The organism is Streptomyces sp. NBC_00096, from assembly GCF_045041305.1.
Taxonomy (GTDB): domain Bacteria; phylum Actinomycetota; class Actinomycetes; order Streptomycetales; family Streptomycetaceae; genus Streptomyces.
Genome location: NZ_CP108221.1, coordinates 2,834,859 through 2,857,493 on the forward strand (window position 1 = coordinate 2,834,859; position 22,635 = coordinate 2,857,493).

Here is a 22,635-nt window from a genome sequence, read left to right on the forward strand (position 1 = left end):
GCTCACACGGCGCGGGTGAGGATCCTCAGCACGTCCAGGGAGGCCGGCCGCGCGTCCGGGTCCTCCCCGTCCGCCACCGCCAGCCGTACGTGGGCCTCGCGCGCGGCCCGTACGGCCTCCGGCCAGGCGTGGTGCTCCAGGTAGCCGGAGACGGCGGCGTCGGGGCCGATCTGGTGCATGATCCGCAGCACGCGCAGCACGGCGAGGTCCACCACGGCCGCCTCCTGCGAGTCGCGGAAGACGGTGCCGACGTACTTCTCCGCGGACCAGCTGTCGAGCCAGGTGTCTTCGACGAGCCGGTACACGGCGTCGGTGACGTCCCCGTACCCCTCGGCGCCGGCCAGCCAGGTGTCCTCCTGGAACACGGGGTCGGAGAGCATGTGCAGCGCCGAGCGCACGTTGCTGCGCCAGCGCCACCACGGCATGTCGTTGAGGGGCATGCCGCCCATGGTGGAGGAGCGGCCGCCGCGGCGGGAAGAGTTCTTCGAACCTTGGGCGAATGTCACGCTTTCGATCGTACGTTCCTGCTCAGCGCGATCTTGAGGCGCCTTCGGTCGGCCCCGGCGCTCCATCGGTCGATCTCGGGACGCCTTCGGCCGGCGTCCGGCACCACGCCCGCGTCCACCCGGTGCGCTGTCGCCACCCGTAATTCACCTGGACGTCACCCAATGTTGTGTACACCTCACTCTTGAGTTACCCCTGGCGCGGAATGGTGCATGCACATGACCACCCGGCGACGCGCAGCAACCCTCTCCCGCACCCTCCTGGCCAGGACCACGGCCATGGCACTGGGCGCGTGTCTCGTCGCCGGCTGCGGGGTGCTCCCCGGAGGATCGGGGGGCTCCGGGGGCACCGACACCCTCACCGTCATGACCTTCGCGCCGGAGGACTCCAACGCCACCAACATGCCCGGCATGCCCGGCATGGCCAAGGCCTACGAGCGCTGGATCAACTCCAAGGGCGGCATCAACGGCCACAAGCTCCGCGTCCTGACCTGCAACGAGCACAACACGCCCACCGGCGCCGCCGACTGCGCCCGCAAGGCGATCGCCGAGAAGGCCGTGGCCGTCATCGGCTCCTACAGCCAGCACGGGCGCGCCTTCATGGCCCCGCTGGAGGCCGAGGGCATCCCGTTCATCGGCGGGTACGGGGTCTCCTCCGAGGAGTTCCAGTCCCCGCTCTCCTACCCCGTCAACGGCGGCCAGCCCGTCCTCCTCGCCGGCGCCGGCCACCAGCTCGGCCGGGCCTGCGCCAAGGTCGCCCTGGTCCGCCCGGACACCCTGGCGGGCGACGCCCTGCCCATCCAGCTCAACGCGGGCCTCAAGGCCAACCAGATGGGCGAGGCCAGCGACATCCGGGCCGCCGAGGACTCCTCGGACCTCTCCGCGCAGGCCCGCGAGGCACTGGCCGACTCCAGCCCCGGCGCTCCGGCGAAGGGCGGCGCCACCTCGGCGAAGGACGGGAAGGACGGGAAGGAGAAGGGCTGCGTGGCCGCCGTGCTCGGCGCGCGCACCGAGACCTTCTTCGACGCGTTCCGCCGCGCCGACTCCCAGAACCGCAAACCGCAGATCTCCTCGGTGCTGGGCTCGGTCAGCCAGTCCCTCGTGGACCGCACCGGCGGCAAGGAGAGCCCCTTCGAGGGCGCGTACGTCACCAGCTGGTACCCGGTGGGCACCGATCCCCTGTGGGCGCCGATGCGCCGGGTGATCACCGAGCAGGCCTTCGGCGACAACGCGGTGGACCCCGACGACAGCGGCGCCCAGACCACGTGGATCGCGTACACGGTCTTCAACGAGACCGTGAAGCGGTTCAAGAGCGGCGAGCAGATCACGGCGCGCGGCCTCTCGCGCAAGCTCAACCAGTCCGAGCCCGTCAAGACCGGCGGCCTGACCCCCGACCTCAGCTGGCGCTACCAGGACATGCGCGCCGTCGCCGGCTTCCCCCGCATCGTCAACGGCCGGGTCACCTTCCAGGTCGTCGAGCAGGGCCGCCTCGTGGCCCAGCAGGGTGAGCAGTCCCTGGACATGACCAAGACCCTGGAGCAGGCCCCGCGGGGCTGACGGTCAGAGCTGGCTCTTGTCCCGCTTGGTGAGTCCGTACTTGCCGGCGATGCCGTTCCACATGCCCGCCGCCGACTCCTTCGCCTTGGTGGCCTCGCCGCTCGACTTGTTGCCGTCGGAGGCGTTGCCGGTCGACTTGGCCTTGCCGTCCTTGCACTTGTCGCCGTCGCCCTTCACGTCGCCGGCCCAGGACGCGTAACTGTTGTCGGCCTCGGCGGAGGACTTCCACGCCTTGGTGAGGGCCGCGGTCAGCTTGGCGCTGTCGGGGAGCTGGTCCAGCTTGAGCTCCTGGAGCCGGGTCACCAGCTCCTCGCGCTGACGGGCGGCGTCGCGCAGGTCGTTGGCGGCCTGGTCGAGGTTGCGGCAGCCCTTGATGTCGTCGACGGCCTTGATCACCGAGGCCCGGCTGTCGTTGCTGTCCGCGAGGAGCTTGTCCAGCTGGACCGCCTGCGGCTGCGCCGGGTCCAGCGGCGCGTCCCCGCTGTTCGCGGCCGAACTGCCGGGGGTGGCGGCCGCGGCGCCGGGGTCGGTGTTCTGCGCCTTGTTGTCGCTGAGCAGCGCGCCGACGCCGAGCCCGACGACGGCCAGGCCGATGACGACTGCGGCGATGATCGCGGGGGAGACCTTGCGGGGGGCGGGTGCCTCCGGCGGGAAGGGGTTCTGCTGCTGGTGCTGCTGTTGCTGCTGCTGCGGCGGGTACGGGCGCTGCGGCGGCTGCTGGTACTGCTGCTGCTGCGGGCGCCGCGGCGGCTGGCGGAGCACCGGCTCCTGAACGGGCGGCAGTTGCTGCGTATCACCGCGGAACAGCCCGTCGAACCCGGCGGCGGGATCCGCGGGGGCCGCGGGGACGGGCGGAATGTACTGAGTGGCGGCCTCGTCGTGCGCGGGGACCGGCGCGATGTACTGCGTCGCGGCCTCCTCATGCGCGGGGGCCGCGGGGACCGGCGCGATGTACTGCGTGGCCGCCTCGTCGTGCGCGGGGACGGGCGCGATGTACTGGGTCGCGGCCTCCTCATGCGCGGGGGCCGCGGGGACCGGCGCGATGTACTGGGTGACCGCCTCGGGCAGCGGCGGGTAGCCGTACCCGTGCGGGTCCCCGGGCCCCTCGTAACCGGGACCGAGGACATGCCCCTGCGGATACCCATAGGCGGGCCCCCCGTCCCCGGAACCACCGGCCACGGGATACCCGTAGGCGGGCCCGCCCTGGGGCTGACCGGGGGCGGACTGGCCGTGGGGCTGACCCGGGGCGGGCTGGCTCTGGGTGGAATGGCCATGGGGCTGGCCCTGGGAAGGCTGACCCTGGGCGGACTGCCCGTATGCGGGCTGACCCTGAGGCTGACCGGGGGCGGACTGGCCCTGGGGCTGACCCGGGGCGGGCTGCCCATAGGCGGGCTGACCCTGGGGCTGACCGGGGGCGGGCTGCCCATAGGCGGGCTGACCCTGGGGCTGACCGGGGGCGGGATGGCCCTGCGGGGGCTGGCCCTGGGCTGCCTGCCCGTAGGCCGGCTGGCCCTGGGAGGACTGGCCATAGGCGGGCTGGCCCTGGTCGGACCGACCGTAAGCAGATTGCCCCTGGGAGGACTGACCGTAGGCGGGCTGACCCGGGGCGGGCTGGCCGTAATCAGGCTGACCCGGGGCGGGCTGGCCGTGAGAGGACTGGTCCGGGGCGGGCTGGCCGTAGACGTGCTGGCCCTGGGAAGGCCGGCCGTGAGAAGGCTGGCCCTCGGCGGGCTCACCGTAAGGCGGCTGGGCCTGCAGGTGGTCCGGCTGGCCGTCCGGCTGCGCGGGCGGCTGCGCCGGCATCGGCGGGCCCCACGGCGCGCCTGCCTGGGGGCTGCCGCCCTGTCCGCTCTCCGTCACCGGGACTCCCTCTCCGACCTGTCCGCGTCTACGAACCGTCGGCCCACGCTACCCGGTCACTCCCCTCCCCCGTCAGGCCCTCCCCCGCCGTGGACCCGTAGTCCCGGGCCGTGCGAGTCCCCCGTGGGCCGCCGCCCGGGGCCGCGCGTGGCCCGCCCGGCCCTGCGGGGCTTGTCCCCTACCCACCCTTCCACCGTTCCCAGGGCTCCGCCCTGACCCCAGGCCCCGGGCTCCGCCCGAGCCCCCTGGGGCTCCGCCCCAGACCCCGCGCCTCAAACGCCGGCGGGGCTGGAATGGCCCCCGGCCAATCCGGCCCGCCCTGCCCATGACGGCGCTGCGCACCCGCGCGACCGCACACCAGCCACACCCCAGCCCCGCCGGCGATTGAGGCGACCTTCCAGCCCCGCCGCGGAGCACGATGGCACTGCGCACACATGCGGCCGCACACCAGCCAAAATCAAGCCCCGCCGGCGATTGAGGCGATCTTGCAGGCCCTCCCCGGAGCACGGTGGCACTGCGGGCACACATGCGGCCGCACGCCAACCACAACCCAGCCCCGCCGGCGATTGAGGCGATCCTTCAGGCCCGCCCCGGTGCACGGTGCCGCTGCGCGCGCATGCGGCCGGACACCAGCCACAAGCAAGCCCCGCCGGCGATTGAGGCGGTCTTTCAGGACGGCCCCGACCCGGTGCGCAGGGGTGGGCGGCCGGCGGGAACAGCCCCGCCGGCGATTGAGGCGCGCGGGCGTCGCGGGTCAGGATGCCGGTTCCAGGCGCGCAGCGAATTCGCGGACGGCCGGTTCCTCCCGGTAAGGGTCGATCCGGGTCCGGAAGTCCTCCAGGTATACCGCGCCCCGGTTGGACCGGATCCCCGAGAGCAGCTCCGCCGCCTGCGCAGCGGTCTGGCAGGCGGCCTCGACCTCCCGCTGCTGCACCCGCGCCGCGGCCAGCAGCAGCAGCCCGATGGCCCGGCGCCGCGCCTTGCCCGCCGGGAGGTCCCGCAGGGCCTCCTCCGCCCGTTTCACCGCCGCGTCGGCCTGGCCCAGGTCGCGGTGGCAGTGCGCCAGTTCGTCCGCCAGGTAGGCCTGGTCGAAGTGCCGGATCCACACCGGGTCGTCGCCGGACTCCGGCTCCGCCCGTTCCAGCGCGGTCACCGCCCGCGAGGACAGCACCGCCGTCGCCCGGGCATCGCCCAGCAGCGCGTGCCCGCGCGCCTCCGCCGCGTAGAACATCGCCTCCACCCGGGGGGTGACCTGGCCCCGCGTGCCCTCCTGCGCCGCTCTCGCCAGCTGGGCGATCTCCCTCGGATTGCCCAGTTCGGCGGCGAGGTGGCTCATCGACGCCGCCAGCACGTACCCCCCGTACGCCCTGTCGCCCGCCGCCTGGGCGAGCCGCAGCGCCTGGATGTAGTAGCGCTGCGCCAGGCCCGGCTGGCCGGTGTCCACCGCCATGTAGCCCGCCAGCTCCGTCAGCCGGGCGACCGCCGCGAACAGCGCCCGCCCGACCGGTTCCCGGTAGGAGCCGCCGATCAGGCCGGAGACCACCGAGTTGAGGTAGTGCACGACCACCGGGCGTACGTGGCCGCTGCCGAAGCGGTGGTCCAGTTCCTTCAGGGCCTCCGTGGTGGCCTGCACCGCCTCCACGTCCGGCATCCCCACCCGGGAGCCCCCGCTGCGCGCCACCTGCGCGTCGGCCCCGGTGATCAGCCAGTCCCGGCTCGGCTCGACCAGCGCGGAGGAGGCCACGCTCGATCCGGACAGGAAGTCGCGCCGCCCCACGTCGCTGCGCCACAGCTCGCAGACCTGCTCGATGGCTCCGACGACGGTCGGGGAGAACTGCAGGCCGACGCCGGAGGCGAGGTTCTTGCCGTTTGCCATGCCGATCTCGTCGATGGTGACGGTCCGGCCGAGTTTGCGTCCGAGCGCCTCGGCGATGATTCCGGGGGCCCGGCCGCGCGGCTGCTGCCCGCGCAGCCAGCGGGCCACGGAGGTCTTGTCGTAGCGGAGGTCGAGACCGTGCTCGGCCCCGCACATGTTGACGCGCCGGGCGAGCCCGGCATTGGAGCACCCGGCTTCCTGGATGAGTGCCTGCAGCCGTTCGTTCGGCTGGCGGGCGACGAGAGGCCTGGCTGCCATGAAAACCCCCAGAGGCCGCGGGTGATCGTTGGAATGATCACTTCCCGCCTGATGTGCGGAGAATCTTCCCCATTGCGTCCTGTCGCTACCCACCTGCGGCGCCCCGGCCTCCTACGCGCCCCCCGCGGTGCACCGATGCGCCCCGCATGCAGGATCGATGCTCCCGACCCCGGCCGGTTTACGCCCGTAACCCCGGGTGAGCGCAGGAGTTGTGTTGCACGTGGAAGAGACCATCGGAGTCACGGAGACCGCGCCCATCCCCATGCAGCGCAGCGAGCCACTGCTGGACCATGCCGTGCGGTACACGGAAGAACGGCACTGGGATGTCTTCGCCGGCACCTGGCTGGAGTCCGGGGACGGGCGGGAGCGGTGCTCGTGCGGGGCCGCGGACTGCCCGGCGCCGGGTGCGCACGCGACGGCCAAGGAGTGGGCGCAGCACGCCTCGGGCAGCGCCGTGCAGGTCCGCCGGCTCTGGGGGAAGAACCCGAAGGCCGCCATCCTGCTGCCCACCGGCCGCACCTTCGACGCGCTCGACGTCCCGGACGCGGCCGGCTTCCTGGCGCTGGCACGGCTCCAGCGCATGCAGCGCACCCTCGGGCCGGTGATCGCCAACCCGGCCGGCCGGATGCTGTTCTTCGTCCTGCCCGGCGCCGGGGCGAAGGTGCCCGACCTGCTGCGCAAGATCGGCTGGCAGCCCTCCCAGCTCGACCTGGCCGCCCGCGGCGAGGGCGAGTACGTGGCCGCGCCGCCGACCCGCATCGGCGGACGCGGCTCGGTGCAGTGGGCGCAGCCCCCGACGGCCGCGAACCGGTGGCTGCCGGACGTCGAGGAGCTCATCGACGCGCTGGCGTACGCGTGCGGCCGCGAGGCGGCGGCGGAACGGGCCCGGCGCACGCCCTGAGGGGCTGAGGCCCTGAGGGACTGCGGCCCTGAGGGACTGCGGGACCGGGACCGCGGGCCCGCGGGACCGGGACCGCGGGCCCTCAACCGCCGGACCAGGGACGAATCCACTCCGAAACTCATGACATAAGTAACTGCTCCGACCTCTCCCCCTCCTCCTATCGTGAGAAAAGCAGGACACGGGGAACAGGACGAGAGGCAGGCGCATGCCGGACCAGGGCGTTGCGACGGGCGGGCAGGACGGAACGGGTGGCGGTGCGCGATCCGCGCCGTCCACCACGGCCGCTGTGCGGGTCGAGGGTTTGTGGAAGCGGTTCGGCGAGCAGATCGCCGTGGCCGGGATCGATCTGGAGCTGCCCGCCGGGCAGTTCATCGGCCTGGTCGGGCCGAACGGCGCGGGCAAGACGACGACGCTGTCGATGGTGACCGGGCTGCTGCGCCCGGACATGGGCCGGGTCATCGTCGCCGGGCACGACGTGTGGGCGGACCCGGTCGAGGTGAAGTCCCGGATCGGCGTGCTGCCGGAGGGGCTGCGGCTCTTCGAGCGGCTCTCGGGCCGCGAACTGCTCGGCTACATGGGCCGGTTGCGGGGGCTGCCGGGCCGCGAGACGGACAGCCGGGCCACGCAGCTGCTGGAGATCCTGGACCTGGCCGGTTCGCAGAACAAGCTGATCGTCGACTACTCGACCGGCATGCGGAAGAAGATCGGCCTGGCCGCCGCGCTGCTACACAACCCCGAAGTCCTCTTCCTGGACGAGCCGTTCGAGGGCGTGGACCCGGTCTCCGCGCAGACCATCCGCGGGGTGCTGGAGCGCTACACCTCCTCCGGCGCCACCGTCGTCTTCTCCTCCCACGTCATGGAACTCGTCGAGTCGCTGTGCGACTGGGTCGCCGTCATGGCCGCCGGCCGGATCCGGGCCGCGGGCCCGCTGGCCGACGTACGGGGCGCCGCGCCCTCGCTGCAGGCCGCGTTCCTGGAGCTGGTCGGGGCGCAGGGCCGGGCCGCGGGCGAATCGCTGGACTGGCTCGGCGGCGGTACGACCGCGAACGGCGGGAACAGCGGGAACGCTGCCGCGAACGGCGGGAACACGGGCACCGGGGCCGGAACCGGGGCGGGCGTCCGATGAGTACGTCCGCACCCGCCGCCGCACCGGTCGCCGCTTCCGCCTCCGGCGCGGCCCCCGCCTCCGTCTCCATCACCCCGATCTTCATCCGCCTCAAGCTGTCCCTCCTGCGCAACGGCCTCAAGGGCTCCTCGAAGCGCAAGTTCGCCTACTTCGGCGCCCTGGCCGCCGCGCTCGTCGTCGCCTTCTTCGCCACGCTCGGCCTCGCCCTGCTGCGCGGCCACGCGCACGCGAGCGCCGTCGTCGTACTGCTGGCCGCGGTCCTCGCCCTGTGCTGGACCTTCGTACCGCTGTTCTTCCCCACGGGCGACGAGACCCTCGACCCGAGCCGGCTGGTCATGCTGCCGCTGCGCCCGCGTCCGCTCGTACGGGCCCTGCTGGCCTCCTCCCTCGTCGGCGTCGGGCCGCTGTTCACCCTCTGCCTCGCGGCCGGCTCGGCGATCGCCGTCGCCCGGGGCGCGGCGGGCGCGGTGGCGGCCGTACTGGCGGTACCGCTGCTGCTCCTCGGCTGCGTGGCCCTCGCCCGGGCGGTGGCCACGGCCAACGTGCGGCTGCTGACCAGCCGCAAGGGGCGTGACCTCGCGCTGCTCAGCGGCCTGCTGATCGCGGTGGGCGCGCAGGTGGCGAACCTCGCCGGCCAGCGGCTGTTCCAGGTCGGCGGCCTGGAGAAGCTGGAGCCGGCCGCGGACGTCGTGCGCTGGCTGCCGCCCGCGACGGCGGTCGGGATGGTGGACTCCGCGAGCGAGGGCTCGTACGGGACCGCCGCCGTCCAGCTGCTCATCACCGTCGCCGCGCTGGGGCTGCTGCTCTGGTTCTGGGAGCGCAGCCTGACCAAGCTCATGGTCACCCCCGACGGCTCGACGATCGCGGCGGCCAAGGAGAAGAAGCAGCGGGCGCCGGGAGCGGACGGCAGCGCCCGCGGCCCGTGGTCGCTGCTGCCGGACGACCGTACGGGCGCGGCCATGCAGCGCTCGCTGCGCTACATCGTGCGCGACCCGAAGACCAAGGCGGCATGGGTGTCGGCCCTCGCGGTCGGCCTGATCGTCCCGGCCGCCAACGCGGTGCAGGGCCACGGCTCGGTCTACCTGGCCTGCTTCGCCTCGGGCATGCTCGGCGTCCAGATGTACAACCAGTTCGGGCAGGACACCTCGGCGTTCTGGATGGTCGCGCAGACCCTTTCCACCGCGCGCGACGCGTTCGTGGAACTGCGCGCCCGCGCCCTGGCCCTCGCGCTGGTCACGGTGCCCTACACGGCGGTCGTGGCGGCGGTGACGGCCGCCCTGGTCGGCGACTGGTCCGGGTTCCCCGGCGCGCTGGGCGTGGCACTGGCCCTGCTCGGCTCGATGCTGTGCACGGGGGCCCTGGCCTCGGCGCGCTTCCCGTACTCGATCCCCACCGACGGCGCCTTCAAGAACGTCGCCCCGGGGCAGGGCGCCCTGGCGTGGATGGGCATCTTCGGCGGCCTGTTCGCCTCGGCGCTGATCTGCGCCCCGGTGATCGTCCTGGCCGTCTACCTCGCCACCACCCAGCACTCCCTCACCTGGATCCTGCTCCCGGTGGGCGCGGCCTGGGGCACGCTGGCCGCCTGGGTGGGCCTGCGCCTCGCGGCCCCGACGGTGGCCCGCAGGATCCCGGAGATCCTCCTGGCGGTCAGCAAGGGCTGACCGGACTGGAGGGACCGAAAGGGCTGAAAGGGCTGGACAGCCCGGTCCCCCGGTCCTGGCCGAACACGCGGAAGGCCTCCGCTCCCGGTGGGAGCGGAGGCCTTCCGCGTGTTCGGCGAGCTCATGGAACAGCTGGGCGCCGCGAGCCGGTTCGAGCCCGGGGATTCGAGCCCGGGGATCTGCCCCACTTCCCCGGGACCCCGCCCGGGCCGCTCCGCTCACGCCGACGTCTTGATGCCCTCCAGGAAGGGCTCCACGGCCTCGCGCCAGGCCGTCGGGTGGTCGTAGTGGAGGTAGTGGCCGGCGTCGGGGATCTCGGCGTACTGGCCCGCCGGGAGGACCCGGACCATTTCCTGGGCCTCGGCGCGGCCGAGCTCGCCGTCCAGGCCGCGGACGACCAGCGTCGGGCAGCGGACCTGGGCGAGCTCCTCCCAGTGCGCGTCGTGGACCCACGTCTCCCGCGCGGTCAGCATCTGACGGCGTGAGAACAGCGGGCGCCAGCCGTCGTCGGCCTCGTGCATCACCTCGGCGAAGAACGCACCCCGGCCGGGGTCCGGACGCTCCACCCGCGGGTCGTCCTCGCCGAACCAGCGCCGCGCGGCGTCCTGCGTGGGGAACGGCAGCGGCCAGCGGTGGAACCACTCCTCCCACTCCTGCTGCGAGGCCTCCCCGAGCGCGGAGGCCCGCATGTCGCAGATGACCAGGGCCGCCACGAGGTCGGGGCGGCGGGCGGCGAGCTGCCATGCGGTGAGGGCGCCCATGGAGTGGCCGATCAGCGTCACGGGGGCGAGGCCGAGCTGCTCGACGGCGGCTTCGGCATCGGCCACGAAGGCCTCGCGGCCGTACGAGACGGAGCTGCCGGGGCCGGCCGGCGGGCGATCGCTCTGGCCGTGGCCGCGCTGGTCGAGGGCGACGACCCGGCGGCTCTCACCGAGCCAGCGGGCGGTCCCGGCCCAGTGGAAGGCACGACCCATCAGGCCGTGGAGTAAGAGGGCCGCGGGCTCACCGGACGGCGCCGGTCCGGATGGCGGTCCGGACGGCGAAGCCCCGGACGGCCGTCCGGACGGCGAGGATCCGGACCGTGAAGGCGACGGCACCGTGGCCGCTTCGCGGAACTCCCAGGCCGCCAGGCGTACGCCGTCGGCCCCTGTCACATCGAGGCGTCGTACCACCGCAGATGCACCCCCTTCGCTCCCGGCCACAGTATCGAACCCGTATTCGAAAACGGGGTTCTCGCCACCAACACCGCTCTTTCGAGTGACCTTGCTCAAGGATTGACCGCCGCTGCCGATGGAGATCCTTTCAACAGGGAGGCGGGCCGCTCGGGGAAGACGGTCCGAAGGGGTGACCTTGAGAGCTCGGGGCTCCAGGTCGAACAGGGGAGGACCGGTCCCGGCGCCGCGAGGCGCCGGGACCATCCACACAGCCGGGACCATCCATACAGACCCCCACCGGCCCACACCGACCGACACAGGCCCGATTGGCCCGTACCGGCGACCCGATCGAACGGACGTGCGTCAGCGCTTCGCCACGAACACGTGGGAGGCGACGTCCGCATCCAGCTCCGCGGCCTCGCCCCCACTGCCGACCAGCACACCGCCGGGCGACTCGGTCACGCTCACGACCGAGCCGGGCTGCACGCCCGCCCGCCGGAGCGTGTACATCAGCTGCGCGTCCGTCTGGATCGGCTCCCCGATCCGGCGGATCACGACGGTCTTGCCCTCCGCGCCGGGGTCGAGCTCCGAGAGGCTGACCATGCCCTCCTCCAGGAACGGATCGGCCTCGGCCTTCTCCCCCAGCTCCTCCAGCCCCGGGATCGGGTTTCCGTACGGCGACTCGGTCGGGTGGCGCAGCAGCTCCAGCACCCGCCGCTCCACCGCCTCGCTCATCACGTGTTCCCAGCGACAGGCCTCGGCGTGCACCTGCTCCCACTCCAGGCCGATCACGTCGACGAGCAGGCACTCCGCGAGGCGGTGCTTGCGCATCACCCGCGTCGCCAGCCGGCGCCCCTCTTCGGTCAGCTCCAGGTGCCGGTCGCTCGCGACGGCCACCAGGCCGTCGCGCTCCATCCGCGCCACCGTCTGGCTCACCGTCGGACCGCTCTGGTCGAGCCGCTCGGCGATACGGGCGCGCATGGGGACCACACCTTCCTCTTCCAGCTCGAGGATGGTGCGGAGATACATCTCCGTGGTATCGATCAGTCCGGACATTCGTGCCCCTCGGATTGCGTGCGCTGGCCCTGCCCCCAATTCTGACCCATCACGCCGACAACCGTCCCGTGTAGACGTCAAGGGCTGTTCCGGACTGCCTCGAAACCTGTCCCCGCAGCCCCCTCCCGCCTCTCATTACCCCTACGGCCGGGCCTTTCGTCCCTTGGATTGACGTCCGTATTGACACGCCCTTGGTCCAGACCGCACGGTGAGCGGCGGACACGGACGACAACCTCACCCACTCCCACCCCGGAAGGCCATCGGCGTATGAGCGAGAGCAAGCTGGCCGGTCAGTTCTTCGACGCCGCGATCGGCCTGCTGGAACGGGTGAGAGACGAGGAGTCCGCACGCATCGCCGAGGCCGGCACGGTCATCGCCGACGCCGTGGCCGCGGGGAACAAGCTCTTCGCCTTCGGCGCCGGACACTCCTCGCTCCCCGCCCAGGACGTCGTCTACCGGGCCGGCGGACTCGCCCTGATGAACTTCCTCGCCGTCCCCGGCACCGCGGGCATCGACGTCATGCCGGCCACCCTCGGCAGCGCCCTGGAGCGCGTCGACGGCCTCGCCGGGGCGGTCCTGGACAGCAGCCCGGCAAGCGACGGCGACGTGCTCGTGATCATCTCCCTCTCCGGACGAAACGCGCTGCCGGTCGAGATGGCCATGAACGCCCGCGCGATCGGCCTCAAGGTCATCGGCGTCACCTCGGTGGCCTACGCGACCGGGACCAAGTCCCGCCACGTCTCCGGCACCTTCCTCAAGGACCACTGCGACATCGTCCTCGACAGCAAGATCGCGGTCGGCGACGCCGAACTCACCCTCGACGGGATCGAAGCCCCCTTCGCCCCCGCCTCCACCGTCGTGACCAGCGCGATCATGCAGGCGGTCATGGCCGCCGCGGCCGGCGAACTCGCCGCCCGCGGAGTCGAACCGCCGCTCCTGCGCTCGGGCAACGTCGACGGCGGCCACGAGTGGAACGGCCGCGTCATGCAGGAGTACGGCGACCGGATCTTCTTCCGCCACTAGGCCGCGCCAGGGGGCGGGGCGGCGGGGGCCGGGGGGCGGACTACCCCTCCCCCCGGGCCCGGCCCGCCAGGTCCAGGTCCGCCGCGACGCGGGCCGCCACCTCCTCCGCGTACTCCGCGTCCGCGCGCTCGAAGGCGGGCCGCGAAGGGCCGCGCAGGAAGGTCAGGATCCCCAGGCTCCGGCCCCGGCTGCGCAGCACCGCGCACAGGGCGTGCGCCGAGCCCTCGGGCCAGCGCCGGGCCCCCGCCCAGTCCCCGGCGGCCGCCCCGGCCGTCGCACTGGTCCGCACCGACCCGGACCGCTCCAGCGCCTGCAGCGCCGGATGCCCGGCGGCGTACCGCACCGGGATCGCCCCGGGCTCCGGCAGCCCGGGCAGGCCCGGCGGGAACGCCGCGAGGCGCAGCAGCCGCGGACGCCTGGGTTCCCGTACGCGCTCCCGCGCGGGCTCTCGTACGGACTCCTGTACGGACTCCCGTGCCGGCTCGTCCAGTACGTCGAGCAGCGCGTGCTCGGCGAAGCCCGCCAGGGCGAACTCCAGCCGTACGGACGCCGCCTCCGCCGGGTCCTCGCACTCGGCGGCGGCCCGCCCGGCCCGGTACAGCTGGTGCGAGCGGAACCGCAGTTGCGCCGTGTCCAGCTGCGCCTGCCGGGCCTCGGTGACGTCCTGGAACAGCAGGCCGACCCCGAGCGGTACGGGTTCCTCCGCGAGCGGCGACGCCAGGCGCAGGAACCCGCACCGCCAGCACCGCCGCCGCACGCCCTCGGGGCTGCGCACGGACACCCACAGCTCCACGGGCTCCGGGGGCGCGCCCTCGGCCAGTACGTGCTGCAGGGCTCCCTCCAGCTCCTCCACGCCCTGCGCCAGCAGCTCCCCCAGGGGCCGCCCGAGCGGGACGGTGCGGCCGGCGCCGAAGGCGCGGGCGGCGTGCGCGTTGACGACGGCCGGGCGCAGGTCCACGTCGACGAGCACGACGCCCCAGGAGGCGTCCTCCATCAGCGCCTCGCTCAGCGCGATGGAACGCTCCAGGTCGATCTGCGCGTGCACCTCGCTGAAGGCGCAGTACACCCCGGCCGGTGTCCCGTCGGCGCCCGGCACCCCGGCGGACTGGGTCCGCACCAGGACCCGGCCGCCGCCCTTGGTCAGCAGCGCGAACTCGTGCACCTGCCGCCCCGGCACCTCCTGGGCGGCCATGAGTCTGTCCTGCACGTCCTGCGCGTCGGCGGCGCGTACGGCCCACCCCGCGAACCCCTTGCGCCCCACGGCCTCGCCCGCCGACCACCCCAGGATCCGCTCGGCCTCGCGGTTCCAGTGGGTGATCACGCCGTCGGAGTCGAACGCGCACAGAGCGGCGTCCATCCCGTCGAGCAGCGCTGCGAGCAGATCGTCGGCGGTCTCACTACGTCCGGAAGCAGTCACCTGGGCCCCCTGCAGGTGTTCGCGTGTGCGGCACGTCACGCAATTGAACTGGAACGTGACCCATCCCACACCCGCTTCCCGCAATCCTCCCGCTTTGTCCCGCCCCGGAGGGGGCCGGTCAGTCGAAGAGCACCAGGCACAGCACGATGACGGCGATGATCACGACCGTGGCTACGACGGGCACGGCCCATCCCGAACCCGCCCGGACCCACCGGTCGCGCCGGGCCGCGTCCCGGGCGATACGGGCCTCCGCGGCCGGATCGGGCTCCCACCGCGGCCCGCGCAGCCGGGTCCACACCGACCTGATGCGGGCCACCTCGGCGTGCACGCCCGCCACCTCGCGATCGTCGACGCAGGGAAGGACGACCCGCTTGCCGTCGGCGCGGTAGGCGCAGCCGAAGACCCTCGGCGCACCGGCCACCGTCCGCATCTGCTCGGGCCAGGCCTCGGCCCGGACGTCGTGCAGCTCGTCCCAGCCCAGCCGCCGGACCCCGAGCAGACCGCGGACGGAGATCCCCTTCTCGTCGAGGACGGTGAACCGGCGCGGCCGGGCGTACACCACGAACGCGATAAAGGCCCCCAGCAGGACCACGAACGCCACCCGGTACCAGACGGGCAGGAACCGGGCGGTCGCCATCCGGGCCGCGCCGAAGAGCCAGACGAAGCCCAGCAGGGCGTACAGCCCGGCCGCCGATCCCGATCTCGTCCGGTACTCGCGCGGCAGCGTTCCCTGCTCCATGTGCCCCCCTGGGTCGGCGGCAAGAATAAACAGTTGTGGGCCCGGGGAGGCGTGCCTAGGCTCTGACTTACACGAGAAGGGAGGTGGTTGCCGCAATGTACGGAAACCGGACGCGTGAGGTGGCTGCGGGCTAAAGCGCCCGTTGTCGCACGCACCCAGTGCGGTGCCCGGCGGAGTCGCCGGCGCCAATCCCAAGCAGTCACCCGACCCGCGGGCTCGCCGGTACGTCCGGCCGGCTTCTCTCACTGCAGGAGAGAAACCAGAGCCCGCGGGTCGCCTGCGTTCCAGGCCCTGCGCCCCAAGGGCCCTACGGGCGCACGGACGCGCAGGCGCGCGGGCGCCGCGGGGCCCCTACGGGCAGAGCCGTTCCACCCGCCACTTCCCGGCTTCCAGGACGTACTTCAGGCGGTCGTGCAGGCGGTTCTCGTGGCCCTGCCAGAATTCCACCGCGTCCGGGACCACGCGCAGCCCGCCCCACTGCGGCGGGACCGGGACCTGTTCGCCCTCCGGGTAGCGGGCCTCCAGCTCCGCGTAGCGGCGGTCCAGCTCCTCGCGGGAGGCGATGACGGAAGACTGTTCGCTGGCCCAGGCGCCCAGCTGGGAGCCGTGGGGGCGGGAGCGGAAGTACGCCGCGGTCTCGTCGCGGCCGATGCGGGAGGCAGTACCCGTCACGATGACCTGGCGGGCGATGGGGTGCCAGGGGAAGAGCAGGGAGACGTAGGGGTTGGCGGCGAGTTCGCGGCCCTTGCGGGACCCGTAGTTCGTGAAGAAGACGAATCCGCGCTCGTCGTACTGCTTCAGGAGCACCGTGCGCGAGCTGGGACGGCCGTCGGGGGTGGCGGTCGAGACGACCATCGCGTTGGGCTCGAAGACGTTCGCCCCGGCGGCATCCTCGAACCAGCGGGCGAACTGGCCCATCGGCTCCTCGGCGAGGCTCTCCTCGGCGACGAGGTGGGAGCGGTACTGCTTGCGCATGACGGCGGGGTCAAGGTGCTGATCGGTCACCGGGCCATCCTGCCGCAGCCTGGCTCCGGGGAGTGTGCCGTATGTCACGCTTCCCGTCGCCATGGGGAACGGACAAAATCTTGGGGCCGGTCCGACGGTCCCACACGGATGACCATCGGCCGTGCCGGGCATCAACGGGGATGACCGCGCCGGACCGCGAATCACGCCGGGAGCCGCGCGTGTTCGCACTATTTGAGGAGCCGCCTGATGTCCGACTTCGTACCCGGGCTCGAGGGAGTCGTCGCGTTCGAAACGGAGATCGCCGAACCCGACAAGGAGGGTGGATCCCTCCGCTACCGAGGTGTCGACATCGAAGACCTCGTGGGCCACGTCTCCTTCGGGAACGTCTGGGGTCTGCTGGTCGACGGTGCCTTCAACCCCGGTCTGCCGGCCGCCGAACCCTTCCCCATCCCGGTGCACTCCGGTGACATCCGGGTCGACGTACAGTCCGCGCTCGCCATGCTCGCCCCCGTGTGGGGTCTGAAACCGCTGCTCGACATCGACGAGCAGACCGCCCGCGACGACCTGGCGCGGGCGGCCGTGATGGCGCTGTCGTACGTCGCCCAGTCCGCCCGCGGCCAGGGCCTGCCGATGGTCCCGCAGAGCGAGATCGACAAGGCCGGGTCCGTGGTCGAGCGGTTCATGATCCGCTGGCGGGGCGAGCCCGACCCGAAGCACGTCAAGGCCGTCGACGCGTACTGGACCTCGGCCGCCGAGCACGGGATGAACGCGTCCACGTTCACCGCGCGCGTCATCGCGTCGACGGGCGCGGACGTGGCCGCCGCACTGTCGGGCGCCGTCGGTGCCATGTCCGGGCCGCTGCACGGCGGGGCGCCCTCCCGGGTGCTCGGCATGATCGAGGAGATCGAGCGCAGCGGCGACGCCGTGGCGTACGTGAAGAAGGCGCTCGACAAGGGTGAGCGGCTGATGGGCTTCGGGCACCGCGTGTACCGCGCCGAGGACCCCCGGGCGCGCGTGCTGCGGCGCACGGCCAAGGAGCTGGACGCCCCGCGCTACGAGGTGGCCGCCGCGCTGGAGAAGGCCGCCCTGGAGGAGCTGCACGCGCGCCGTCCCGACCGGGTGCTGGCGACGAACGTGGAGTTCTGGGCCGCGATCATGCTGGACTTCGCGGAGGTCCCGGCGCACATGTTCACCTCGATGTTCACGTGCGCCCGTACCGCCGGCTGGTCGGCGCACATCCTGGAGCAGAAGCGCACGGGCCGTCTGGTCCGCCCCTCGGCCCGCTACATCGGGCCCGGCGTGCGCAACCCGCGCGAGATCGCCGGCTACGCGGACATGTCCGAGACCGCCTGACCGCGCTGACGTGCGCTCACGTGCACTGACTGACCCGCACTGACGTGCACCGACGTGCACCGACGTGCCGATACGCAGGCTGCCACCGCACAGGGCCGCCGCGGGTGCCGGGCGCCGCATCCCTCCGGGGGTGCGGCGCCCTTCGCGTTTCCGGGGGCCGGGTTCCGGGGGCCGGGGGCCGGGGGGGCTCAGCCCAGGGTCGTGTCCAGGATCCTGGCCCACTGGGCCACCACGCGGGCCCGGCGGGCGGTGTCGTCGGTGAGGACGTTGGCCAGGCCCAGGCCGCGGGCCATGTCGAGCAGGCCCTGCACGGTCTCCCGTACGCCCGCCACGGACTCGTCCGCGCCCAGCAGCTCCACCGCGATGCGGTGGGTCTCGCGGCCCACGCGGGCCTCCAGCTCGGCCACCCGGGGCCGCAGCTGCTCCTCGTGGGAGGCGGCCACCCACAGCTGGAGGGCGGCGCGGAACATCGGGCCGGTGTACAGGTCGATCAGCGCCCCGACCACGTCGGCGCGGGCCGCTTCGGCGCCGCCGTGCGGGAACAGGTCCAGGAGCGCGGTCGAGCGCTCCTCGGCCATGTACTCCACGGCCGCCGTGAACAGCTCCTCGCGGGTGCGGAAGTGGTGCTGGGCGGCCCCCCGCGAGACTCCGGCGCGTTCCGCGACGACGGCGACGGTGGATCCGGCCCAGCCCTGTTCCGCCAGGCAGGAGACGGCCGCCTCCAAGAGGTGGCGGCGGGTGACGCGGCTACGGGCCTGCTTGGGGCCGCTCTGGCCCTGCCCCTGCCCCTGCCCCTGGCCCTGGCTCTGGCTCTGGCCGGCCGGGTCGGTCGTCGCGGTCAGCGGAGCCATGACGGGTCCCGGCGCTCGAAGCGGGCGCTGATGCCCTCGCGGGCCTCGGCGGAGGCGAAGTGGCGGGCGGACAGCTCCGCGAGCGCGGCGCCGTCCCGTTCCAGGGCGGCCCGTACCGGGGCCGTGACCAGCTGCTTCGTCGCGGCCAGCGCCTCGGGTCCGGCCTTGCGCAGTCCTTCGAGTACGGGCGCCAGGGCCTTGTCCACATCCTCACCGTGCAAGGTGAGCAGCCCGATCCTGGTGGCTTCGGCCGCGTCGAAGGCCTCGGCGGTCAGGAAGTAGCGGGCGGCGGCGCGCGGGTCCAGGCGCGGGAGCAGCGGCGCGGAGATGACGGCCGGGACGACGCCGAGGTGGGTCTCGGTGAAGGCGTACGTGGACGCGGGCCCGGCGGCGGCGATGTCGCAGGCGCCGAGCAGGCCGAGGCCGCCCGCGCGGACGTGGCCGGTGACGCGGGCGACGACGGGGGTGGGTAGTTCGGCGATCTCCCTCAGCAGGGCCAGGAAGTCGGCCGGATCGCAGGGGGACTTCAGGTCGGCGCCCGCGCAGAAGGTGTTGCCGGTGTGGGTGAGCACCACCGCGGCCGTGGCCGGGTCGGCGGCCGCGGCGGCGAGCGCCGCGCGGAGGTCTGCGACCAGGGCTGCGGAGAGGGCGTTGCGGTTGGCCGGGGAGTCGAGGGTGAGCGTGGTGACGCCGGTCGCTCGCGCGGCGTGGACCAGTGGGGGCATGTCTCCTCCGGAGGGGGGTTCGGTCGGGCGGTATCCCCTCCGGGGAGGGTATGCGGACCACCTGCGGCGGGGGCTGCGGGGTGCCGCTGCGCGGAGCTCGGTCCCCTACCCACCCTTCGCCCGTTCCCCGGGGCTCCGCCCCAGACCCCGCTCCTCAAACACCGGAGGGGCTGGAATTTGGCCGGCCCCGGCCCGCAGGTGATCACCGGGGGCTGGAAAATCCAGCCCCGCCGGCGTTTGAGGCGATCTTTTCAGCCCCGCCGGCGATTGAAGAGCGGGGTCTGGGGCGGAGCCCCGGGGAACGGTGGAAGGGTGGGTGGGGGACGGGTTCGCGCAGCGGGGGCCGGAGCCGGGGCGGGTCAGTAGGACTTGGGCAGGCCCAGGGTCTGGTGGGAGATGAAGTTGAGGATCATCTCCCGGCTGACGGGGGCGATGCGGGCCACCCGCGAGGCGACGATCAGCGCGGCCAACCCGTACTCGCGGGTGAGGCCGTTGCCCCCCAGGGTGTGGACGGACTGGTCCACCGCCCGTACGCAGGCCTCGCCGGCGGCGTACTTCGCCATGTTCGCGGCCTCCCCCGCGCCCATGTCGTCCCCGGCGTCGTAGAGGCGGGCCGCCTTCTGCATCATCAGACGGGCCAGCTCCAGCTCGATGTGGGACTGGGCCAGCGGATGGGCGATGGCCTGGTGGGCGCCGATGGGCGACTTCCAGACCTGACGGGTCTTCGCGTAGTCCACGGCCTTGGCCAGGGCGTAGCGGCCCATCCCGATGGCGAAGGCGGCGGTCATGATCCGCTCGGGGTTGAGGCCGGCGAAGAGCTGCAGCAGCCCCGCGTCCTCGTCGCCGACCAGCGCCGTGGAGGGCAGCCGCACATCGTCCAGGACCAGTTCGAACTGCTTCTCCGCCGCCTGGAGTTCCATGTCGATCGGCGTGCGGGAGAAGCCCCGGGCGTCACGGGGGACGATGAACAGGCAGGGCTTGAGGCTGCCGGTCCGGGCGTCCTCGGTGCGGCCGACTATGAGGGTGGCGTCGGCGATGTCCACGCCGGAGATGAAGACCTTGCGGCCGGTCAGGACCCAGTCGTCGCCGTCGCGGCGGGCGGTGGTGGTGATGCGGTGGGAGTTGGAGCCGGCGTCGGGTTCGGTGATGCCGAAGGCCATCGTGCGGCTGCCGTCGGCCAGGCCGGGGAGCCAGGCCCGCTTCTGGTCCTCGGTGCCGAAGCGGGAGATGACCGTGCCGCAGATGGCGGGTGAGACGACCATCATGAGGAGGGGGCAGCCCGCGGCCCCGAGTTCCTCGAGGACGATGGAGAGTTCGGCGATGCCGCCGCCTCCGCCGCCGTACTCCTCGGGGAGGTTGACCCCGAGGTACCCGAGTTTGCCGGCGTCCGCCCAGAGCTCGTCGGGGTGGCCGCCCTCCCGGGCCACGCGGGAGAGGTACTCGCGGCCGTACTTCTGGCCGAGGGCGGCGACCGCCGCCCTCAACGCCTTGTGCTCTTCGGTTTCTACGCTGGTGGTGCCGGGGGTGGAGCTCATGCTTCCTCCTGGACTACGGCGAGCAGGGCGCCGAATTCGACCTGTTGGCCGGTGACGGCGTGGAGCGCGGTGAGCGTGCCGGAGGCGGGCGCGAGGATGCGGTGCTCCATCTTCATGGCCTCCAGCCAGAGCAGCGGCTGCCCGGCGGTGACGGTGGCGCCGGGGGCGAGGCCCTCGGCGACGCGGACCACGGTGCCGGGCATGGGTGCCAGCAGGGAGCCCGGTTCGGTGCGGTCCTGGGGGTCCGCGAACCGGGGTACGGGGGTCAGGGTGTGGGCGCCGAGCGTGGAGTCGACGTAGATCCCGGGCGGCGTGTTCGAATTTTGTTTCACGTGGAACACCCGCCGGACTCCCTCGACTTCGAGGGTCACTTGGTGGCGCGCGGCGGACAGGATGCGCACACCGGGGTGGTCCACGAGTTCCGGGGGGCCGCTGCGGGCCGGGTGGTAGCGGACCTCGTGCTCCGCTCCGGCCACGGTGTAGCGGCGGCTCTGCGGCTGGGAGCGGAGGTTTCGCCAGCCGCCGACGCGGGTGGCGAGCGGGGCGCCGGGGGCGGGGGCCGCCTCGGCCAGGGCCGCGGCCAGCGCGGAGAGCGCGGGGGCCGGATCGTCCGGATCGGCTGCGGTGAGGGCGGGCAGGTGGCGCTCGTAGAAGCCGGTGTCGAGCCGCCCGGCCGCGAACTCCGGGTGCCGCAGGGACCGTACGAGGAGTTCGCGGTTGGTGGTCAGCCCGTGGATCCGGGCTCCGGCCAGTGCGTGGGCGAGGGCGCGGACGGCCTCGGCGCGGGTCGGGGCGTGGGCGACGACCTTGGCGAGCATGGCGTCGTAGTGGATGGAGACGGTGTCCCCGTCGGTGAACCCGGTGTCCACGCGGACTTCTCCGGGGACCGCGAGGGTGTGCAGGGTTCCGGTCTGCGGCCGCCAGTCCTGAGCCGGGTCCTCGGCGTAGAGGCGGGCCTCGACGGCGTGCCCGGCGGGCTTCGGCGGGGTCAGCGGCAGGGCCGCGCCCTCGGCGATCCGCAGTTGCAGCGCGACGAGGTCGAGCCCGAAGACCGCTTCGGTGACGGGGTGTTCCACCTGGAGGCGGGTGTTCATCTCCAGGAAGTACGGGCGGCCGTCGGCGGTGACGAGGAACTCTACCGTGCCCGCGCCCTCGTACGAGACCGCGCGGGCGGCGGCCACGGCGGCCTCGTGGAGGGCCGTGCGCAGGGCCTCGGGGAGGCCGGGTGCGGGGGCTTCCTCGATGACCTTCTGGTGGCGGCGCTGGAGGGAGCAGTCCCGGGTGCCCAGTGCCCAGACGGTGCCGTGGGAGTCGGCGAGGATCTGCACCTCGACGTGGCGGGCGCGCTCCACGTAGGGCTCCGCGAAGACCTCGCCGTCGCCGAAGGCGGACAGGGCCTCGGCGGAGGCGGCGTCGAGGGCTTCCTTGAGCGCGTCCAGGTCCCGTACGACCCGCATGCCGCGGCCGCCGCCGCCCGCGGCCGCCTTGAGGAGCAGCGGGAGGTCGGTGGTGGTGGCGGCGTGCGGGTCCACGGGGTCCAGCAGCGGGACCCCGGCGGCGCGCATCAGCTCCTTGGCCCGGGTCTTGGAGGCCATGGCCTCCATGGCCGCGGGCGGCGGGCCGACCCAGGTGAGTCCGGCGGCCAGGACGGCGCGGGCGAAGCCGGCGTTCTCGGAGAGGAACCCGTAGCCGGGGTGGACGGCGTCGGCGCCCGCGGCGAGGGCGGCCCGGACGACCAGGTCGCCGCGCAGGTAGGTGTCGGCGGGGGCCGCGCCGGGCAGCCGTACGGCGGTGTCGGCCTCGCGGACGTGCAGGGCCCCGGTGTCGGGGTCGGAGTGCACGGCGACGGTGGCCAGGCCCAGCGCGCGGGCGGTGCGCAGGACGCGGACGGCGATCTCGCCGCGGTTGGCGACGAGGAGGGAGGTCAGGTTCGTCGGGGTCGCCGGGGTCGCCGGGTCCGTTGCGTTCGCCGGGTCCGTTGGGTTCGTCGGGTCCGTTGGGGCCGTTGGGGCCGTTGGGGCCGTCGCGTTCGTCGGGTTCACCAGGCTCGCCTTGTTCGTCATGTTCGTCATGT

The 22,635-nt window shown here is 73.4% G+C and carries 18 protein-coding genes; 6 read left to right on the top strand and 12 right to left on the bottom strand.

Annotation, left to right across the window (positions count from 1 at the left end; genetic code table 11):
- Nucleotides 1-2: 2 nt before the first annotated feature.
- Nucleotides 3-449 (bottom strand): hypothetical protein, encoded by a 447-nt coding sequence (locus tag OG904_RS12225; protein WP_405497954.1) that lies wholly within the window; start codon nt 447-449, stop codon nt 3-5.
- A 273-nt stretch (nt 450-722) separates the two neighbouring features.
- On the opposite strand from OG904_RS12225, the gene OG904_RS12230 reads away from it, so the two are divergent.
- Nucleotides 723-2,060: an ABC transporter substrate-binding protein gene (locus OG904_RS12230; RefSeq protein WP_405490204.1), complete on the top strand. Its 1,338-nt coding sequence runs from the start codon at nt 723-725 to the stop codon at nt 2,058-2,060.
- A gap of 3 nt (nt 2,061-2,063) precedes the next feature.
- Here the strand turns inward: OG904_RS12230 and OG904_RS12235 are convergent, their stop codons facing one another.
- Nucleotides 2,064-3,239, bottom strand: a complete 1,176-nt coding sequence (locus OG904_RS12235) for a hypothetical protein (protein WP_405490206.1) — start codon at nt 3,237-3,239, stop codon at nt 2,064-2,066.
- A 1,435-nt stretch (nt 3,240-4,674) separates the two neighbouring features.
- Complete coding sequence (locus OG904_RS12240; protein ID WP_405490208.1) at nt 4,675-6,054, bottom strand: transcriptional regulator; 1,380 nt, start codon at nt 6,052-6,054, stop codon at nt 4,675-4,677.
- A 220-nt stretch (nt 6,055-6,274) separates the two neighbouring features.
- On the opposite strand from OG904_RS12240, the gene OG904_RS12245 reads away from it, so the two are divergent.
- From OG904_RS12245 to OG904_RS12255, 3 genes are all read left to right on the top strand, one after another.
- Nucleotides 6,275-6,955, top strand: coding sequence for a bifunctional DNA primase/polymerase (locus tag OG904_RS12245; protein ID WP_405490210.1), 681 nt, complete (start codon nt 6,275-6,277; stop codon nt 6,953-6,955).
- 205 nt (nt 6,956-7,160) lie between these two features.
- Nucleotides 7,161-8,081, top strand: a complete 921-nt coding sequence (locus tag OG904_RS12250; protein ID WP_405490212.1) for an ABC transporter ATP-binding protein — start codon at nt 7,161-7,163, stop codon at nt 8,079-8,081.
- Entirely contained in the window at nt 8,078-9,742 is a 1,665-nt protein-coding gene (locus OG904_RS12255; RefSeq protein ID WP_405490214.1) for a transporter, read from the top strand. Before OG904_RS12250 ends, OG904_RS12255 begins: the two co-directional genes overlap by 4 nt.
- Before the next feature lie 218 nt (nt 9,743-9,960).
- Here the strand turns inward: OG904_RS12255 and OG904_RS12260 are convergent, their stop codons facing one another.
- On the bottom strand, nt 9,961-10,914 hold the full coding sequence (locus tag OG904_RS12260; RefSeq protein WP_405490216.1) for an alpha/beta fold hydrolase: 954 nt from the start codon (nt 10,912-10,914) through the stop codon (nt 9,961-9,963).
- A gap of 345 nt (nt 10,915-11,259) precedes the next feature.
- Nucleotides 11,260-11,952 (bottom strand): metal-dependent transcriptional regulator, encoded by a 693-nt coding sequence (locus OG904_RS12265; RefSeq protein ID WP_405490218.1) that lies wholly within the window; start codon nt 11,950-11,952, stop codon nt 11,260-11,262.
- 267 nt (nt 11,953-12,219) lie between these two features.
- Between OG904_RS12265 and OG904_RS12270 the strand changes: the two genes are divergently transcribed.
- Nucleotides 12,220-12,975 (top strand): SIS domain-containing protein, encoded by a 756-nt coding sequence (locus tag OG904_RS12270; RefSeq protein ID WP_405490220.1) that lies wholly within the window; start codon nt 12,220-12,222, stop codon nt 12,973-12,975.
- A 40-nt stretch (nt 12,976-13,015) separates the two neighbouring features.
- On the opposite strand, the gene OG904_RS12275 is transcribed toward OG904_RS12270, so the two are convergent.
- The 3 genes from OG904_RS12275 to pdxH all read right to left on the bottom strand — a co-directional run bounded on the left by OG904_RS12275 (nt 13,016) and on the right by pdxH (nt 16,106).
- The gene (locus tag OG904_RS12275; protein ID WP_405497956.1) at nt 13,016-14,332 is read right to left on the bottom strand and encodes a PAS domain-containing protein; all 1,317 of its coding nucleotides are present in this window, start codon (nt 14,330-14,332) and stop codon (nt 13,016-13,018) included.
- Between the two features lie 178 nt (nt 14,333-14,510).
- Nucleotides 14,511-15,131: a hypothetical protein gene (locus tag OG904_RS12280; protein ID WP_405490222.1), complete on the bottom strand. Its 621-nt coding sequence runs from the start codon at nt 15,129-15,131 to the stop codon at nt 14,511-14,513.
- A gap of 351 nt (nt 15,132-15,482) precedes the next feature.
- Nucleotides 15,483-16,106, bottom strand: a complete 624-nt coding sequence (gene pdxH / locus OG904_RS12285; protein WP_405497958.1) for a pyridoxamine 5'-phosphate oxidase — start codon at nt 16,104-16,106, stop codon at nt 15,483-15,485.
- A 237-nt stretch (nt 16,107-16,343) separates the two neighbouring features.
- On the opposite strand from pdxH, the gene OG904_RS12290 reads away from it, so the two are divergent.
- Complete coding sequence (locus OG904_RS12290; protein ID WP_405490224.1) at nt 16,344-17,450, top strand: citrate synthase 2; 1,107 nt, start codon at nt 16,344-16,346, stop codon at nt 17,448-17,450.
- A 188-nt stretch (nt 17,451-17,638) separates the two neighbouring features.
- Here the strand turns inward: OG904_RS12290 and OG904_RS12295 are convergent, their stop codons facing one another.
- From OG904_RS12295 to OG904_RS12310, 4 genes are all read right to left on the bottom strand, one after another.
- Complete coding sequence (locus tag OG904_RS12295; protein WP_405490226.1) at nt 17,639-18,301, bottom strand: TetR/AcrR family transcriptional regulator; 663 nt, start codon at nt 18,299-18,301, stop codon at nt 17,639-17,641.
- A complete protein-coding gene (locus OG904_RS12300; protein ID WP_405490228.1) occupies nt 18,289-19,026 on the bottom strand; it encodes an enoyl-CoA hydratase family protein in 738 nt (245 codons plus the stop codon). The genes OG904_RS12295 and OG904_RS12300 overlap by 13 nt, the downstream gene beginning before the upstream one ends.
- A 359-nt stretch (nt 19,027-19,385) precedes the next feature.
- Complete coding sequence (locus tag OG904_RS12305; RefSeq protein WP_405490230.1) at nt 19,386-20,561, bottom strand: acyl-CoA dehydrogenase family protein; 1,176 nt, start codon at nt 20,559-20,561, stop codon at nt 19,386-19,388.
- Nucleotides 20,558-22,633 carry a biotin carboxylase N-terminal domain-containing protein gene (locus OG904_RS12310; protein WP_405490232.1) on the bottom strand — a complete coding sequence of 692 codons (2,076 nt, stop codon included), beginning with the start codon at nt 22,631-22,633 and terminating at the stop codon, nt 20,558-20,560. The genes OG904_RS12305 and OG904_RS12310 overlap by 4 nt, the downstream gene beginning before the upstream one ends.
- Nucleotides 22,634-22,635 lie beyond the last annotated feature (2 nt).